Here is a 14972-nt window from a genome sequence, read left to right on the forward strand (position 1 = left end):
TCGCGGCGTCCGCGCACGCCTAACCGGCCAGAATCTCCTGCAGCAGGGCGGGTTCGATGTTGCCGCCGGAGAGGACGAGGACCGTACGGCCCGCCGGGGTCGGCCTTTTGCGGTAGGCGGCCAGCGCGACCGCTCCGCTGGGTTCGCTCACCAGATGTGCATGGTGAGCGAGTTCGCGTACCGCCGAACGAATTTCGTCTTCAGTCACGGTGACGACGTCATCGAGCACCCGCTGCAGGTGGGCGAAGGTCAATTCGGATGGCTGCGAGCGCAAACCGTCGGCGATGGTGCGGTTGCGGTCCTCGATGGACCAGTCGACGCGATGTCCGACGCTCAGGCTCTGGGCGGTGTCGGCGGCCAGTTCCGGTTCGACCCCGATCACCTTGGCATCCGGGCACATCGCCTTGATCGCCGTACCGATCCCCGAGGCGAGGCCGCCGCCGCTGACGGGTATCAGTACCGTCTCGACGCTCGGCAGATCCTCGCCGATCTCCAGCCCGATCGTGCCCTGTCCGGCGATGATGTCGGGGTGGTCGAACGGCGGTATCAGGACACCGCCGGTCTCCTTGACGACATCGGCGGCGACCCGTTCCCGTTGTCCCGCACCGCACAACACCACTGTCGCCCCATGGCTTCGAGTGGCCGCCACCTTCACATCCGGCGTCTCCTGTGGCATCACGATGTGGGCGGGTATCGCGTACACCGCCGCCGCATAGGCCACCGCCTGCGCGTGGTTCCCGCTCGAATATGCCACCACTCCCCTGGTGCGTACGGATTCGTCGAGGTGGCCGATCGCATTGAACGCACCCCGCACCTTGAAAGCCCCGATCGACTGCAGGCTCTCGGGCTTGACCCACAACGGCCGGTCGTCGTCACCGGCCCACGGGGCGGGAAGCAGCGGTGTACGCAGCACGAAGGCCCGGATCCTCGCGGCCGCCTGTTCGATGTCGTCGAGCGTCACCAATTCCACCCCACCAGTGTGCACCGCAGGGAAACCGGAGAGACAATAGCGATATGGCCGGAACCTTGTTCTTCGATGGCAACTGCGGGATGTGCACCCGCGCCGTCTACTTCATCCTGAAGATGAACCGAACAGGCGATCTGCGAACCGCGCCGCTGCAGGGTGAGGGCGTCGCCGGACGGTTGGGCATCCCCCAGTCACGGATCCTCGACGTCGCGCGGTGGCACGACCAGTCCGGCGATGTGTACGACGGCGCACAGGCGGTGAACGCCGCACTGGCGGCCGCGCTGGGAACTCGGATCCCGCTCCTCGTGTACCGGATCCCCGGGATCCGTGCGTTGCAGGACGCGGTGTACCGCTATGTCGCCGGTCATCGCCACCGCTTCCCGGGTACGACGCCGTACTGCGAATCGCATCCTGCCGGCTGTTGACCCCGCGGTCGGTTTCAAGCACGACCGATGGCTTGACACGCTGCTCCTCCAGCGAAGCCTCCTCGCCTGAGGCGGACTTCGGCCGCCTCCGGATGTTTTTCGACAAGTTGGGTACTCCCTAGCCGATTGGGCCAGGGTCGAGGAGGCTGCCGATGAGTTCTGGGGTGCAAACCGGCACGATCACCACGCAGGTTCCGAGCCGGTTGGATCGGTTGCCCTGGTCGCGATTCCACTGGCGCGTCGTCATCGGACTCGGCGCGGTGTGGATCCTCGACGGCCTCGAGGTCACCATGGTCGGCATCGTCGCCTCTCGGTTGACGGAGAGCGGCAGCGGGATCGAGTTGACCGCAGGTGAAATCGGCATCGCCGCCGCGATTTACATCACCGGCGCGTGCCTGGGCGCCTTGTTCTTCGGGCAGCTCACCGACCGGCTCGGCCGCAAAAAGCTGTTCCTGCTCACTCTCGCGGTCTACCTCGCCGCCACGGTGGCAACGGCTTTCGCGTTCGCGCCGTGGTACTTCTACATAGCGCGGTTCTTCACCGGCGCAGGTATCGGCGGTGAATACGCCGCGATCAACTCCGCGATCGACGAGTTGATCCCCGCGCGTGTCCGTGGCCGCGTCGACCTGATCATCAACGGTTCCTACTGGCTCGGCGCCGCCGGCGGTGCCGCAGGCGCACTGGTGCTGTTGAACACCGCGATCTTCCCGGCCGACATCGGTTGGCGCATCGCGTTCGGTATCGGCGCCATCTTCGGCCTCGTGATTCTCGTCGTGCGGCGCAACGTCCCGGAAAGCCCGCGGTGGTTGTTCATCCACGGTCGGGAGGACGAAGCCGAACGCATCGTCGGCGAGATCGAGCGCGAGGTCGAACGCGAGACCGGGCAGACCCTCGAAGAACCCGAGGGCACACTGACCGTGCGTCAGCGCAAGGCGATTCCGTTCCGGGAGATCGCCCACGTGGCGTTCACGAAGTATCCCCGCCGTGCCGTGCTCGGCCTCGCGCTGTTCATCGGGCAGGCGTTCCTCTACAACGCTTTCACGTTCAACCTCGGAACCCTGCTGAGTGGCTTCTACGACGTCGCGTCGGGCACCGTCCCGATCTTCTACGCGCTGTGGGCGCTGAGCAACTTCGCCGGCCCGATCGTGCTCGGTCGGTTCTTCGACACGATCGGCCGAAAACCGATGATCGCGTTCGCATATCTGGGTTCGGCGGCCGTCGCGGTGGCGCTGATCGTGCTGTTCGTGTCTCAGTCGGGCGGCGTGTGGGTCTTCATGACCGTGCTCGGTGTGTGCTTCTTCCTTGCCTCTTCCGGAGCCAGCGCCGCATATCTCACCGTCAGCGAGATTTTCCCCATGGAAACGCGGGCTTTGGCGATCGCGTTCTTCTACGCGGTCGGCACGGCCATCGGCGGTATCACCGGACCACTGCTGTTCGGCCAACTCATCGAATCCGGCGATCGCGGGCTCGTCGCGGTCAGCTTCCTGATCGGGGCGGCGGTGATGGCCGTCGGGGGCGTCGTCGAGCTGATATTCGGTGTGAAGGCCGAAGGTCAGAAACTCGAAGATCTCGCCATGCCGCTGACGACCGCCGACGAAGACGAGGAAAAGTCCGAAGCGCCTTCGGAGCGTGACGAGGAACGCGCGGCCCGCCAGGCGCGCATCGCTGAGCGCACCGAACGTGAGCGGACAGCCGGCCAGGCGCGGCGCTACCGGCCCGGCCCGGCGGCCGGCTGGTACGGGGCATGGCGTGAGCCGCCGACGCCCGGTGTGCCCGAGTCGGCGCTCGACCACGAGATCGAAACCATCGCGCGCGCGGTGAGCGAGCACGAACCGATGTCCGTACGTGAACTGCACAGGGCGGTCGGTGCGCGGTATTGGGGACCCGGCGAGTTTCGCAAGGCGATGCGGGCGGCGTTGGCGGAGAACCGAATCGCCCGACATCCCCGTGGCAAGGTCGGTATGCCACCGGAAACGTCACAGCAATGACATTGGGCTGCAGCATATTCGGGCACAATCCGACGTTCCGCGCTGACGGCCGCATCATGCGGTGGAAGTGCGAGCGTTGTGGCGATGCGCAGGGCGCCAAGGAATATGCCACCGCCGACGACGCGCGGAGATACGCCAAAGCGTTCAACAAGCGCGATACCGACGACCTCGGGAAGCGCGCGCCTCTACTCGGGCTGCTGCCGTTGCGGCTATGGCGGGCCCTGCGGCGCCGTTAGCTCTTCGTCAGGGTGAACTGACAGACGTCGGTGTAGCCCTCGCGGAACAGGTCGGCGCAGCCGGTGAGGTACTTCATGTACCGGTCGTACACCTCTTCGGACTGGATCGCGATCGCCTCGTCCTTGTGGGCCTCGAGTGCCGCGCTCCAGTGGTCCAGCGTGCGGGCGTAGTGCAACCGCAACGGCTGGACCAGGCCCACCTTGAACCCTGCTTGAGTCGCGTGCTTCTTGACCGCGACGGGCTGGGGCAGATCCCCGCCGGGGAAGATCTCGTCCATGATGAATTTGAAGAACCGGAGCTTGGTCATCGTCAGCGGCAGACCGCGCTCCGCAAACTCCTCGTCGTCGGGCTTGACGATGGTGTGCAGCATCATCACTCCGTCGGCGGGCAGCGCGTCGTATGCCATCTTGAAGAACTCGGGGTAGCGGTCGCGACCGAAGTGCTCGAACGCGCCGATCGACACGATGCGATCGACCGGTTCGTGGAACTGCTCCCAACCCTGGAGCAGGACCCGCTTGCTGCGGGGGCTGTCGATACCGTCGAGCACCTTCTGCACGTGCGCCTGCTGGTTCTTGCTCAGCGTCAGGCCCACCACGTTGACGTCGTAGCGCTCCAACGCCCGTTTGATCGTCCCGCCCCAACCGCATCCGATGTCGAGCAGCGTCATACCCGGTTGCAGGCCAAGCTTGCCCAGCGATAGATCGATCTTGGCGAGCTGGGCTTCCTCGAGGGTCATGTCGTCGCGCTCGAAGAAGGCACAACTGTAGGTCTGCGTCGGGTCCAGGAACAGCCGGTAGAACTCGTCGGACAAGTCGTAATGCGACTGCACATCCTCGAAATGCGGCGTGAGGTCCTGGGCGGTATCGGTGGTTTTTTCTGGCACGGTCAGCCCCTGGCGTCGAATTGGGTCAGGTCGAAGCTCCGCACGGTTCGAGAGCCTCCCCCGTCGCAGGCAGTTTACGCACAGCACCTGGGTGCAGCCGTCATTGCCCTGGTCAAGGGTGTGTATCGCCGCACGGCTGGCGCCCGCACTAAAGTTGGACCCCATACGGGTAACCCTCAACGAGAACGGAGACCGATCATGAGCACACCTGACGGCCTCGCGTTCGGCGATGCCATTCCCGAAGCCGACGTGGCGGACCAGCGCACCCCGGTGTACCCCGACGACCAGGACACCTGGCAGGACACCTCGGCGATCTCCCGCGAACGCACGTGGGACGCAAACGAGGCTGATCTGGTCGATCAGGCGATCGAGGTGCCGATCCCCGACGATGACCTGCCGCTGGAATAACCCACCGCGTCGCGCCTCGTCACGAGATCCGCTGCCCCGCTCGCCTGCGGGTAGTAAGCATGACGCCATGGATCTACGTCCGGAATTGCTCGAAAGTCTCGACTTCGATCCCAACGCCTCGCGTGTCTTCGGCGAGCCCTACGAGACAGCCGACGGCACCACCGTCATCCTTGTCGCCGAAGTCCGCGGCCGAGCCAGGCGCGGCGGTGAGCCGAACGTCAAGGTGACGAGCCGGCCGGCCGGTGTGTTCGTCATCAAGGACGGCGACGCGGTATGGCGACCAGCGGTCGACGCGACCCGCATCACCCTGGCCGGAATCCTGGTCGGGCTGGTGACCTCAGCGCTCGCCGGGGTGGCGATGGTGCGACGCCCGCCCTGGCCCGACCTGTACGGCGACATCTCGTCGCGATGAGGCGGTGCGCGGCGACCGTTTCGGCGGTTCGGCGTCGGGTACGCCCGCGCCATGAGCACAGATGCAGCCGGCGGTAGCGACTACCGCGCCGACCAGGACCCCGACGCCGACCCCGAGATGAAAGAGGACAAGGCGATGCGGCAGCCCGATCAGGCCGAAGGGGACGACGATCGCGGCGAGACGAACGGCTGACGGTCAGTTCTGCCGTGGGAGCAGCTCAACGACGAACTGGTCGACGAATTCGGCCATCGCGATGCGCCCCGCTGGACGGATGACGAATTTGGTCAGGCCGGCGTCCAGATAGGCGTCGAGTTGCCGGTGCAGCTGCGGCCAGCCGCCGGCGATCAGCTCGGAGGGGTCGACATCGGGCCGGCGCCGGCTGATCGCCGCCAGCATCTGCGGCGACGCTGCGCCGTCGGCGACGGCCAGGTTGATGCCGAAGTGGTCCGGCTCGACCTCTCGCCCGGCGTCCTCGGCCGCGCGCTGGATCGCCTCCCGGGCTCGACGCGCCTCGGCGGGAGTGACAAAGCTGCCGAGCCAACCGTCGCCCAGGCGGCCGATACGCCGGAACGCGGCGGGGGCGGACCCGCCCAGCCAGATGTCGAGCGGCTTGACGGGCCGGGGTGCCACCGCCGCCGACGAGACCGTGTAGTAGTCGCCGGCGAACGAGACGTCGTCGTGTTCGAGCACCGCACGAAGCAGCCGCAGCGCCTCGTCGAACACCGCGGCGCGCGCCCCGTCGGGCACGACGAAGATCTCGCGCTCTGCGGCGATGGCGGACCGCAACCCGAAGACCGGGAGCACCCGTTTGGGCGCCAACGCCGCGAGTGAGGCCAGCTGCTTGGCGACGAGCACCGGGTGCCGTCCCGGTAGCACCGCGACCGACGTACCGACCTTCAAGCTGCGGGTGCGGGCCAGAGCGAAAGCCATTCCGACGAACGGGTCGACGGCCTCGGAGTACACGAGTTCGGAAAACCACAGCGAGTCGACGCCGGTGTCTTCCAGCTGGTCGACGATGTCCGGCAGCTGTTGCGGCCCGATGTCGGCGCCGAGCCCGATCCCGAATCGAATTTTCACGTCGCCGACATCGTACTTACTCGTGCTTTCGGGGCGGCTTCGGTCCACGGGGCGCTAGGGTTCTCGAAAACGCTTGTCAGAGAGCGAGGAAACGGTGGACGGAGCGGTGACGGTGTCGATGGCGGCGCCGGCGGAGCGGATCTGGGACCTGATCGCCGATGTGCGAAACACCGGCAAGTTCTCTCCCGAGGTCATGGAGGCCGAGTGGCTCGGTGGTGCCACCGGTCCCGCGCTGGGCGCCCGGTTCCGCGGTCACGTCAAACGCAACGAGATTGGGCCCGTCTACTGGACGACGTGTGAGGTGACGGCCTGCGAACCGAACCGGGAATTCGGCTTCGCGGTGCTCATCGGAGACAAGCCCGTGAACAACTGGCATTACCGGCTCACCCCCGTCGACGGCGGTACTGATGTCACCGAGTCTTTCCGGCTCAACGACTCGGTGCTGATGAAGCTGTTCTCCGTGTTCGGAGGCCAGCTTCGGCGCACGCGCAACCTCCGCGACATGCGCAAGACGCTCGAGCGCATCAAGGCGGTGGTCGAGACGCCCGAGGGCAGCTGACAGAAACGTTGTCCACCAGCGGATTACAGGCTGCGCAGGCGCCGGACGCGATCGCTGATCGCCCGCTGCGAGACGCCGGCGTTTCTGGCCAGGGCCTCGAACGCGTGGGGGCAACCCGGGTACACATGCAGTTCGGTGGGCACTCCGGCGTCGGCGAGACGGGTCGCATAGGCGACGTCTTCCTTGCGGAAGATGTCGAGATCGCCCACGTCGATGTAGGTGTCGGGAAGTGCGCTCAGGTCCGTGGCCCGGGCAGGTGCCGCGTACTGCGACACGGAGGCCGATCCGGCGTCCTCACCCAACAGTGCGCCCCACCCGGTGGCGTTGTCGTCGTACGTCCACGTCAGGTACGGCAGCAGGCCGGGAGCCGGTGTGCCGGGACGGTCATCGAGCATCGGATAGATCAGTATCTGCTGTGCGACCGCAGGGCTGCCGCGGTCGCGCGCCAGCAGGCACAGACCCGCGGCGAGGCCGCCGCCCGCGCTGTCGCCCATGACCGCGACCCGGTCGGGTTCGATGCCGAGCGTCGAAGCGTTGCCGGCCAGCCAGCACAGTGCGGCATAGCAGTCCTCGGCCGGTACGGGGTGCGGGTGTTCGGGAGCGACCCGGTAGTCGACCATCAGCATCGGAACCCCGGAGGCCGCGACGTAGTCCCGCACTGCGAGGTCGTAGAGGCTCCCGACGTGTTCGAGGCCGAAAATCATTCCGCCGCCGTGCAGGTACAGCGCTGCGCTGCCCGGCTGCTCCCCCGCCCGCTGATACCAGCCGAGCGCCAGCGTCGCGCCGTCGTCAGTGGTCAGCGAATGCTGTGTGAGTTCTACGCCTGCCGCGTGGGCCCGCTGGGCGGCGACGGTGTCGAACATCCGGTGCCCGTTGACTCGCCGCGAGTCGACATCGCCGACAGGGGCGGGGTCGACGTCGCCGACCGCAGCCAGAAGCGGCGCCATCTCCTCCAGCACTTGGGCGTCGATACCGAGGGGCATGCGGGCACACTATCGCGGCCCGGCGTGGTTGCGATGTGGGTTCGACGCACTGTCTTTGCCTCGGACGTGATGTCGCTGCAACATTGATTTCCTTGTGCTGCTTGAGTTCTGGGAACCGCCTGTCGGTTTGACGAGGCGCTCTCGAACAGCGCGAAACCGGATATGCTCGCAGACGCGGACTTTGACCGTGTGGTCAATCCGCCCCGGTGGGGCCGACACCTTTGATAGAACACATGCCAGGTACGCCGCGAGCCGAGGAGCCTGCAATGGGTCAGTGGTCACGTGAGGAGATCGACGAGGCGTTCCGCGCCTATCAAGACGCGGTCGTCGACATCGGGAAGACGTGGAACTGGTCGAGCTATGCCGATCACTTCACCGAGGACGCGACCTACGTCGAGCACGCGCTGGGCGACATGTCCGGCCGAGAGAGCATCCGCGACTGGATCGTCTCGACGATGAACACGTTCCCCGGCAGCGAGATGCCCTTCTACCCGGTCGAGTGGTATTCGATCGACGTCGACAAGGGATGGGTGATCAACCGCAACGTCAACACGATGAAGGATCCGGGCGACGGCAGCGTGCACGGCACACCGGTGATCACGGTGCTCAGGTACGCCGGTGACGGGAAGTGGAGTTACGAGGAAGACGCCTATAACCCGATGAACTTCCTGGTGATGGTGCAGGGCTACATCCAGCGCTGTCACGAACTGGGCACCCTCTCCGACGGGGCCCGCGTGTTCGCCAAGAACATGAACTGGCAATTGTCGTAATCAATTGGCCACGCGGGCGGATTGGCCTTCCCCGGGCGAATATCGGCCTACCCTCGGACGAGTGGACACCGCGACACCGCCCACCTTCGGCGCGCACATGATCAGGGCCAACGGCACCCCTCCCCCCGAGGTGCCGTTGTCCGAGGTCGACCTCGGTTCCTGGAAGTTCTGGGTGCAACCCGACGACTTCCGTGACGGCGCTTTCGCCACGCTGCGCCGCGAAGCGCCTGTCTCGTTTCACGCACCGCTGGAAACCCCCGGTGTGGCCGAAGGTCCCGGCCACTGGGCGATCACCAAGTTCGACGACGTCTGGTACGCCAGCAGACATCCGCATATTTTCAGCTCCAGTCCGAGCATCACCATCAACGACGCCAACCCGGAGTTGTCCGAGTATTTCGGTTCGATGATCGTGACCGACGACCCGCGTCATCTTCGCCTGCGCAACATCGTCAGCCGGGCCTTCACGCCCAGGGTGGTCGCGCGCACCGAGGCCTCGGTCAGAGATCGCGCCCGGCGCCTCGTCGAAGAGATGATCGCCGAACATCCCGACGGCCACGGTGAGGTCGTCGCGGAGTTGGCCGGACCGCTGCCGCTCCAGGTGATCTGCGACATGATGGGCATCCCCGAGGACGACCATCAGCAGATCTTCCACTGGACCAACGTGATCCTCGGCTTCGGCGACAAAGACATCGCGCAGGATTACGACGAGTTCGTCAAGGTCGCGATGGACATCGGCGCCTACGCGACCGCACATGCCGAGGATCGTCGCGCCCACCCGCAGGAGGATCTGACGACAGCGCTGGTCGAGGCCGAAGTCGACGGGGAACGTTTGACATCGGCCGAGATCGCATCGTTCTTCATCCTGTTGGTGGTGGCAGGCAACGAGACCACCCGCAACGCGATCAGCCACGGCGTGCTCGCGCTCACCCGCTATCCGCGCGAACGTGAGCGGTGGTGGGCGGACTACGAAACCGTCGCCCCCACCGCTGTCGAGGAGATCGTCCGATGGGCGTTCCCGGTGAACTACATGCGCCGCACCCTGACCGAGGACTGCGAACTCAGCGGCGTCACGATGTCTGCCGGTGACAAGGCCACGCTGTGGTACTGCTCGGCGAACCGCGACGAGGACAAGTTCGCCGACCCCTGGACGTTCGACGTGACGCGAAGCCCCAATCCGCACGCTGGATTCGGCGGCGGTGGGGCGCATTTCTGTCTGGGCGCCAACCTCGCCCGGCGCGAGATCAGCGTCGTCTTCGAGGAACTGCACCGGCAGATACCCGACATCGCCGCCACCGAGGAACCGGCGCGGTTACTGTCGCCGTTCATCCACGGGATCAAGCGCTTACCGGTGTCCTGGACACCGCCTCGCTGAACTCTCACGACTGCGTCGCGCCGCAGGCAGTGACATGGCTCGCGGCCCGGTTGGCGATCGCTTGTGTCGTCAGGCGCTCCATGGGTAACCAACGGCCATGCATCCCGAACACTTTCGTAATCTGCTGACTTCGAACGGCCCCTACGCGTCGGTGTACTTCGACGATTCCCACAACACCGCCGACGCGGCGGCCCAGATGGACCTGAAGTGGCGCGCGCTGCGTGAGCAACTCGAGGAGCAGGGCGCCGATCCGGCGGTGACAGAGAGCATCGAGCAGGCCATCACGGATGCGGCTCCCCCCGTCGGGCCCAGCGGTCGCGCGGTCGTGGCCAGTGCCGACGGTGTCCTGGTCAACGAACACCTCATTCGGCCTATCGAGCCTGTCGTCCGGGTGTCGGCGCTGCCCTACATCGTCCCGGTCGTCGAGCACGGACTCGACCGGCCGACGTACGCCGTGGTGATCGTGGACTACGCGGGTGGCGACATCACGCTGTACCGCGAGGGCACCGCGGTGTCAGACACCGTCGACGGAGACGCTTACCCGGTGCACAAGGCTTCGGGTGCCGATACACCGGGTTATGGCGATCCGCAGCGGGCCAGCGATGAGGCGCGCCAACAGAACATCCGGGCGGTCGCAAGCCAGCTGACCACGCTGGTCGACGACGCCAAACCCGAAGTCGTATTCGTCGTCGGCGAGATTCAGTCGCGCACCGACCTGATCGCGGAACTACCCGAGCGAGTCGCCTCGCTGGTGGTCGACGTGGGCGTCGGGGCGCGGCACAGCGGTTTCGACGACGCCGACCTGCAGCACGCGATCGACCAGGAGTTTCAGCGTCGCCGCGTGGCAGCCATCGACGACGCCGCACAACGCTTCACCGCCGAGCTCGGGCGCGGTGAGGGCATGGCGACCGAAGGGCTGGACGGCGTGACGGCGGCCTTGCGGGCGGGCGCGGTCGAGACCCTGATCATCGGTGACGTCGGCGACGCGACCATCGTGGCCGGCGATGACCTGACCACGATTGCGCCGAACGCCAATGTCTTGTCCGAGCTCGGCGCGGCCCCGAGCCAGACCCTGCGGGCCGACGAGGCGTTGCCGATGGCGGCGATCAACACCGGAGCCGCGTTGATCCGCACCGACGAGCGCATCGATCCGACCGACGGCGTCGCCGCAATCTTGCGCTACGCGCTGCCCCGCTGACGCCGAGAGCGGTTCAGCGGGCACCGACGATGTTGGCCAGCGCGGCGATCGGTGTGTCGTCGAGATGTTGGCACAGTTCCAGAGCGTGCCCGAAAACCCGCTGAGCTCCGGCCTTTTCAAGCTCGCTGCGGGAGACTCCCCCGCTGAGCACGGCGATGCTGTCGACGCCTGCGCGTTTACAGGCGTCCACGTCCCAAATGGTGTCGCCGACGAAGACGGCATGTGAGGCCGTCACCCCCGCGCGCTCGAGAGCGACCTCGACGATGTCGGGCTCGGGTTTGGCGGTGTCCACATCCTCCGAGGAGGTCACCGCGTACACCAGGTGGTCGCTGTCGAGCACCTCGCGCAGCACCGACAACTCCTCTTCCGGCGCCGAGGTCGCCAACACGACCCGAATGTCGAGCTTGTGCACCGCTTCGAGCAGGCCGCGCGCACCCGGCAGCCGCCTCAGGTGCGGCGCCAACTCCTTGTAGTAGCGCGAATGCAGATCCTTGGCCTGGCTACGGGTCTCCTCGTCGGCATCTGCTCCCAGCGTGTTGACCAGCGTCGTGCCGTCCATCCCGATGGACCGGTGGATGCGCCAGGCCTCGACCGGGTGACCGGCCTCCTCGAATGCGCGATACCAGGCATGCACGTGCAGGTAGTTCGAGTCGATCAGCGTCCCGTCGATATCGAAGAGGACGGCCGATGCGGTCTTGGCTTGCTCGGTCACGAGCGGCGGTGCTGCTCGGGGGCCCGGTTAGGGTCGGGACGCGTGGTTCGGTCGTCTCGCACACCGTCGGTCTTGGTGGTCGACGTATCGGCGACCGAGTCGGACGTTCGCGTTTCGGGGTCCAGGGCGTCGGCGCGGGCGCGTTGTTCGTCGAGTTCGTCGCGCTTGGTGTTGACCGCGTTGCGGTGCGTGTGGGCGGCATCCTGCAGCCGGGCCGCCTCGGCGGCCTTAGCCTCTGCTTCGGCTTGTGCGGCGCGGGCGCGTGCCTCGGTTTCCTGCGCCACGGTCTCGCGCTTGTGGAGATGATGCGACTTTTCGTCGACCTCCGTGCGGAGCCGATCGGCTTCCATGCGGCGGCGCTTGTTGCGTGCATTGCGCGCCAGGACCGCCACCAGCACGATCGCGGCGATCAAAACGATGGCGACGATGATCCACACGATGGCGTTGTTATCCATGTCGGCTCCTCCGGTCTGTCGAGCCGGCTCGTTGACGAACCCGCTAATTCTGCGTGTGCCCGGGCGGCCATCCGGCTAAACGGCCGATGGTCAGACATAAGTCATTGAGGGGCGGCCTTACGGGGGCGCTTGCTGATTCGACGGCGGCTCGACCGCGGCTGTCTGGCAGGCGGGTTTTGGGCCCCGTCGGCCGACGAAACCACACGTTTGAGCAACGAAAAGCGTTGCCGCGAAGCGGAAGTCAGGGCCCCTTTTGGACGATGCTAGAGCGTCGCGGTCAACGGTCCGGACGGCTCGCAGACCGGCTCGGGCGGATTGCCCGACGTCGAGCAACCCCGGCCCGTCGCCACGTACGTCGCGCCCGGTTGATACGGCGAGTAGTACGCCCGCGCTGTCAACAGGCCGTTGTTCTGCACGCAGTTCTCCGGCCCCGCGTTGCCCTGGAGTTCGACGCAGGCGACCGACTGATACGGGGTGCCGCCGTCGCAGTTCGACGGCGACATCGTCACCGCCACCATGTCCGTTCCCGCTACGTGCACGACGTGCGGGGCGGAGAGGGCGAAGGAGCAGGGCGACTCGCCGGGGTCCGCGGCTGCCGTCGCGGTGACCGATATACAGCTCAGGGTGAGGGTGAAGACCCCGACCATCAGCGACCTGATCATCTTCGGATCGTAGGCCAAGGCCACACGTGCGCGTGCCCCGTTCGGCGAGCGTGCACCATCCCTCTTACGCGAGCGTGCGGGTCTGCTGACGACACGCCGCGTTCGGTCCGCACTTTGCGCACCGTCGCGGGTCAACGAGCGTGCGGTACTCAGCGACGAGGCGATCGACCGCTGCGCGCAGTCCACCCGAGCGCGGGCCGTAGAAATTGGCGATCTGCACGACGCGCATGCGCTGAATGTGACCGTGGGCCGTGTGCTGGCGTTGACGAGTCGGTGGCGGGCAGACGAACTACCGGTGAATGTGCGGACTGTGGCGGGGTTTGCGCACATTCGTCGGCCGGCGACGGTGCGCAAAAGGCTGATTTTCCGCGGCGTGTCGTGTGCAGACGCTCAGTGTCAGGGTGGTGATTGCCGCGTTGCGGTGGTTGGGTCTTCGTACCTGGGGTCTGGCTCTGCAGACGCTGCCGCCTTTGGGTTGGCATCCGTGCGTTGTGCCGACTCCAGGTGGGAAGGACCGACCGGCGTGACTTGATAGGAGCGTGGCATCGCCCCCACTGAGATGTGTCCAGCCGGCCGGTCCAACCTTTGCCTTATCCACGTCTCGATGAAAGAAGGCACCGTCCATGGTGATCATTGGAACCGATGTGCACAAGCGCACCCACACCTTCGTCGCAGTCGAAGCCCTACTACCGCCACCGCCTCGCCGAAGGCAACTCCACCACAGAAGCCCTGCGCTGCCTCAAACGCCGCCTCTCACGCGTCGTATTCACCCGCCTACACACCGACGAACACACCCGACGAAACCCCCACCACAGCGATCACCGCGACGCGGCTTGACATAGGAGCAATGCACGCTCGCGGAACAGGGAGGTGGAGGGGAAGGTGTGACGGTCGCGCGGTGGGATCAGGCGACGTATCGGGTGAACCAATCCTGTACACGACGCCAGGCGTCGGCCGCGGCGGTCACGTTGTAACGCTCGCCGGTGTCGTTGAAAAACGCGTGGTTGGAGTCGGGTTCGGTGACCAACTCGAAAACCAGACCGGCCTTTTCGAGCGCTGCCCGTGCGACGGGTTCGGTGGCGTTTACCCGCTGATCCTGAGCGGCGTAAATTCCGAGCACGGCAACGTCTTTCGATCCAGAGAAATCGGGATTGTCGGGTGTGGGCCCGTAGAACGGGACAGCTGCCGACAGTCGGGGCTCACCGGAGTCCAGCAACCGCCACACATATCCGCCACCCATGCAGAAGCCGACCGCCGCGACCTTCTTATCGGGTACGCGTCGTTGCAGTTCGTCGATGCCTGACTTCAGATCCGCGACCGCCTCCTCCGGCGGGATCTCGCCCAGGGCCGCCGTCGCCTCCGCGGGATCGGCGAACGTCACTGTCCCGCCCTGCGCCGAGAGCAAGTCGATCGCCAACGCGGAGTAGCCGATTCCGGCGAACCGACCCGCCACCGAACGGATGTAGTCGTTGAGTCCCTTGTTCTCGTGGATGACGAGGACGCCACCGCGGACATTCGGCGCCTCGGCCCAGGCGGCCTGCAGTTCACCACGAGGCCCGGCCCACGTCACCGGTGTCGTGGGAACCTCTGTCTCGTTGCCGGGCGGCGGGGCGCTGGACGTGGCGGCGCCGCTCGACGTGGCGGAGGCGTCGGTCGCCGGATCCCGGTTCTGACCGCAGGCGGCGAACAACGCCGTGGCGCCCGCGGTCCCGATGCCGAGCAGTGCCAGCCGGCGCAGCGCCTCCCGCCGCGAGAGCAGACCGTCGACGTGGTCGGTGGCGATCTCTTCGGCGATGTACCGCTGGATAGGCGTCATCCCAGCGAGTATGCCCCGATGAGGACGCCGCCGGAACCCTCGCACAAG

At 66.3% G+C, this 14972-nt stretch carries 19 protein-coding genes; 10 read left to right on the forward strand and 9 right to left on the reverse strand.

Annotation, left to right across the window (positions count from 1 at the left end; all coding sequences use genetic code 11):
- Positions 1-19: 19 nt before the first annotated feature.
- A complete protein-coding gene (locus AAHH99_RS24410; RefSeq protein ID WP_418771017.1) occupies positions 20-970 on the reverse strand; it encodes a threonine ammonia-lyase in 951 nt (316 codons plus the stop codon).
- Positions 971-1014: 44 nt separating this feature from the next.
- On the opposite strand from AAHH99_RS24410, the gene AAHH99_RS24415 reads away from it, so the two are divergent.
- The 3 genes from AAHH99_RS24415 (at position 1015) to AAHH99_RS24425 (ending at position 3616) form a co-directional block, all read left to right on the forward strand.
- Positions 1015-1392: a thiol-disulfide oxidoreductase DCC family protein gene (locus AAHH99_RS24415; protein WP_418771018.1), complete on the forward strand. Its 378-nt coding sequence runs from the start codon at positions 1015-1017 to the stop codon at positions 1390-1392.
- A 152-nt stretch (positions 1393-1544) separates the two neighbouring features.
- Positions 1545-3380 carry an MFS transporter gene (locus AAHH99_RS24420; RefSeq protein ID WP_418771019.1) on the forward strand — a complete coding sequence of 612 codons (1836 nt, stop codon included), beginning with the start codon at positions 1545-1547 and terminating at the stop codon, positions 3378-3380.
- Positions 3377-3616, forward strand: coding sequence for a DUF1660 family phage protein (locus AAHH99_RS24425; protein WP_418771020.1), 240 nt, complete (start codon positions 3377-3379; stop codon positions 3614-3616). The genes AAHH99_RS24420 and AAHH99_RS24425 overlap by 4 nt, the downstream gene beginning before the upstream one ends.
- On the opposite strand, the gene AAHH99_RS24430 is transcribed toward AAHH99_RS24425, so the two are convergent.
- Entirely contained in the window at positions 3613-4500 is an 888-nt protein-coding gene (locus tag AAHH99_RS24430) for a cyclopropane mycolic acid synthase family methyltransferase (RefSeq protein WP_418771021.1), read from the reverse strand. The two genes, AAHH99_RS24425 and AAHH99_RS24430, sit on opposite strands and share 4 nt — an antisense overlap.
- A gap of 198 nt (positions 4501-4698) precedes the next feature.
- Between AAHH99_RS24430 and AAHH99_RS24435 the strand changes: the two genes are divergently transcribed.
- From AAHH99_RS24435 to AAHH99_RS24445, 3 genes are all read left to right on the forward strand, one after another.
- A complete protein-coding gene (locus AAHH99_RS24435) occupies positions 4699-4908 on the forward strand; it encodes a hypothetical protein (protein ID WP_066843777.1) in 210 nt (69 codons plus the stop codon).
- A gap of 67 nt (positions 4909-4975) precedes the next feature.
- Complete coding sequence (locus AAHH99_RS24440; RefSeq protein ID WP_418771022.1) at positions 4976-5320, forward strand: hypothetical protein; 345 nt, start codon at positions 4976-4978, stop codon at positions 5318-5320.
- A 51-nt stretch (positions 5321-5371) separates the two neighbouring features.
- Positions 5372-5512 (forward strand): hypothetical protein, encoded by a 141-nt coding sequence (locus AAHH99_RS24445; protein ID WP_418771023.1) that lies wholly within the window; start codon positions 5372-5374, stop codon positions 5510-5512.
- A gap of 3 nt (positions 5513-5515) precedes the next feature.
- Here the strand turns inward: AAHH99_RS24445 and AAHH99_RS24450 are convergent, their stop codons facing one another.
- Positions 5516-6397, reverse strand: coding sequence for a TIGR03854 family LLM class F420-dependent oxidoreductase (locus AAHH99_RS24450; RefSeq protein ID WP_418771024.1), 882 nt, complete (start codon positions 6395-6397; stop codon positions 5516-5518).
- 94 nt (positions 6398-6491) lie between these two features.
- On the opposite strand from AAHH99_RS24450, the gene AAHH99_RS24455 reads away from it, so the two are divergent.
- Positions 6492-6956 carry an SRPBCC family protein gene (locus AAHH99_RS24455; protein ID WP_418771025.1) on the forward strand — a complete coding sequence of 155 codons (465 nt, stop codon included), beginning with the start codon at positions 6492-6494 and terminating at the stop codon, positions 6954-6956.
- 23 nt (positions 6957-6979) lie between these two features.
- On the opposite strand, the gene AAHH99_RS24460 is transcribed toward AAHH99_RS24455, so the two are convergent.
- Positions 6980-7939 (reverse strand): alpha/beta hydrolase, encoded by a 960-nt coding sequence (locus AAHH99_RS24460; protein WP_418771026.1) that lies wholly within the window; start codon positions 7937-7939, stop codon positions 6980-6982.
- Positions 7940-8205: 266 nt separating this feature from the next.
- Here AAHH99_RS24460 and AAHH99_RS24465 point away from each other — a divergent pair, with 266 nt between their 5' ends.
- The 3 genes from AAHH99_RS24465 to AAHH99_RS24475 all read left to right on the forward strand — a co-directional run bounded on the left by AAHH99_RS24465 (position 8206) and on the right by AAHH99_RS24475 (position 11279).
- Complete coding sequence (locus AAHH99_RS24465; RefSeq protein ID WP_418771027.1) at positions 8206-8709, forward strand: nuclear transport factor 2 family protein; 504 nt, start codon at positions 8206-8208, stop codon at positions 8707-8709.
- A 97-nt stretch (positions 8710-8806) separates the two neighbouring features.
- Complete coding sequence (locus tag AAHH99_RS24470; RefSeq protein WP_418771127.1) at positions 8807-10081, forward strand: cytochrome P450; 1275 nt, start codon at positions 8807-8809, stop codon at positions 10079-10081.
- Positions 10082-10178: 97 nt separating this feature from the next.
- A complete protein-coding gene (locus AAHH99_RS24475; RefSeq protein ID WP_418771028.1) occupies positions 10179-11279 on the forward strand; it encodes a hypothetical protein in 1101 nt (366 codons plus the stop codon).
- Positions 11280-11292: 13 nt separating this feature from the next.
- On the opposite strand, the gene AAHH99_RS24480 is transcribed toward AAHH99_RS24475, so the two are convergent.
- The 5 genes from AAHH99_RS24480 to AAHH99_RS24500 all read right to left on the reverse strand — a co-directional run bounded on the left by AAHH99_RS24480 (position 11293) and on the right by AAHH99_RS24500 (position 14924).
- On the reverse strand, positions 11293-11991 hold the full coding sequence (locus tag AAHH99_RS24480; protein WP_418771029.1) for an HAD family hydrolase: 699 nt from the start codon (positions 11989-11991) through the stop codon (positions 11293-11295).
- Positions 11988-12446, reverse strand: coding sequence for a hypothetical protein (locus tag AAHH99_RS24485; protein WP_418771030.1), 459 nt, complete (start codon positions 12444-12446; stop codon positions 11988-11990). The genes AAHH99_RS24480 and AAHH99_RS24485 overlap by 4 nt, the downstream gene beginning before the upstream one ends.
- Positions 12447-12709: 263 nt before the next feature.
- The gene (locus tag AAHH99_RS24490; RefSeq protein WP_418771031.1) at positions 12710-13108 is read right to left on the reverse strand and encodes a hypothetical protein; all 399 of its coding nucleotides are present in this window, start codon (positions 13106-13108) and stop codon (positions 12710-12712) included.
- A 64-nt stretch (positions 13109-13172) separates the two neighbouring features.
- A complete protein-coding gene (locus tag AAHH99_RS24495; protein WP_418771131.1) occupies positions 13173-13337 on the reverse strand; it encodes a hypothetical protein in 165 nt (54 codons plus the stop codon).
- Between the two features lie 675 nt (positions 13338-14012).
- The gene (locus AAHH99_RS24500; RefSeq protein ID WP_418771032.1) at positions 14013-14924 is read right to left on the reverse strand and encodes a dienelactone hydrolase family protein; all 912 of its coding nucleotides are present in this window, start codon (positions 14922-14924) and stop codon (positions 14013-14015) included.
- Between the last annotated feature and the right edge of the window lie 48 nt (positions 14925-14972).

The organism is Mycobacterium neumannii, assembly GCF_048452905.1.
Classification (GTDB): Bacteria; Actinomycetota; Actinomycetes; order Mycobacteriales; family Mycobacteriaceae; genus Mycobacterium; species Mycobacterium neumannii_B.

Excerpts from the sequence above, each read along its gene's own strand:
- AAHH99_RS24440 (WP_418771022.1), top strand. The coding sequence starts at position 4,976 with ATGGATCTACGTCCGGAATTGCTCGAAAGTCTCGACTTCGATCCCAAC.
- AAHH99_RS24485 (WP_418771030.1), bottom strand. The coding sequence starts at position 12,446 with ATGGATAACAACGCCATCGTGTGGATCATCGTCGCCATCGTTTTGATC.
- AAHH99_RS24475 (WP_418771028.1), top strand. The coding sequence starts at position 10,179 with ATGCATCCCGAACACTTTCGTAATCTGCTGACTTCGAACGGCCCCTAC.
- AAHH99_RS24460 (WP_418771026.1), bottom strand. The coding sequence starts at position 7,939 with ATGCCCCTCGGTATCGACGCCCAAGTGCTGGAGGAGATGGCGCCGCTT.
- AAHH99_RS24495 (WP_418771131.1), bottom strand. The coding sequence starts at position 13,337 with ATGCGCGTCGTGCAGATCGCCAATTTCTACGGCCCGCGCTCGGGTGGA.
- AAHH99_RS24420 (WP_418771019.1), top strand. The coding sequence starts at position 1,545 with ATGAGTTCTGGGGTGCAAACCGGCACGATCACCACGCAGGTTCCGAGC.
- AAHH99_RS24465 (WP_418771027.1), top strand. The coding sequence starts at position 8,206 with ATGGGTCAGTGGTCACGTGAGGAGATCGACGAGGCGTTCCGCGCCTAT.
- AAHH99_RS24445 (WP_418771023.1), top strand. The coding sequence starts at position 5,372 with ATGAGCACAGATGCAGCCGGCGGTAGCGACTACCGCGCCGACCAGGAC.
- AAHH99_RS24490 (WP_418771031.1), bottom strand. The coding sequence starts at position 13,108 with ATGATCAGGTCGCTGATGGTCGGGGTCTTCACCCTCACCCTGAGCTGT.
- AAHH99_RS24500 (WP_418771032.1), bottom strand. The coding sequence starts at position 14,924 with ATGACGCCTATCCAGCGGTACATCGCCGAAGAGATCGCCACCGACCAC.
- AAHH99_RS24470 (WP_418771127.1), top strand. The coding sequence starts at position 8,807 with ATGATCAGGGCCAACGGCACCCCTCCCCCCGAGGTGCCGTTGTCCGAG.
- AAHH99_RS24425 (WP_418771020.1), top strand. The coding sequence starts at position 3,377 with ATGACATTGGGCTGCAGCATATTCGGGCACAATCCGACGTTCCGCGCT.
- AAHH99_RS24415 (WP_418771018.1), top strand. The coding sequence starts at position 1,015 with ATGGCCGGAACCTTGTTCTTCGATGGCAACTGCGGGATGTGCACCCGC.
- AAHH99_RS24435 (WP_066843777.1), top strand. The coding sequence starts at position 4,699 with ATGAGCACACCTGACGGCCTCGCGTTCGGCGATGCCATTCCCGAAGCC.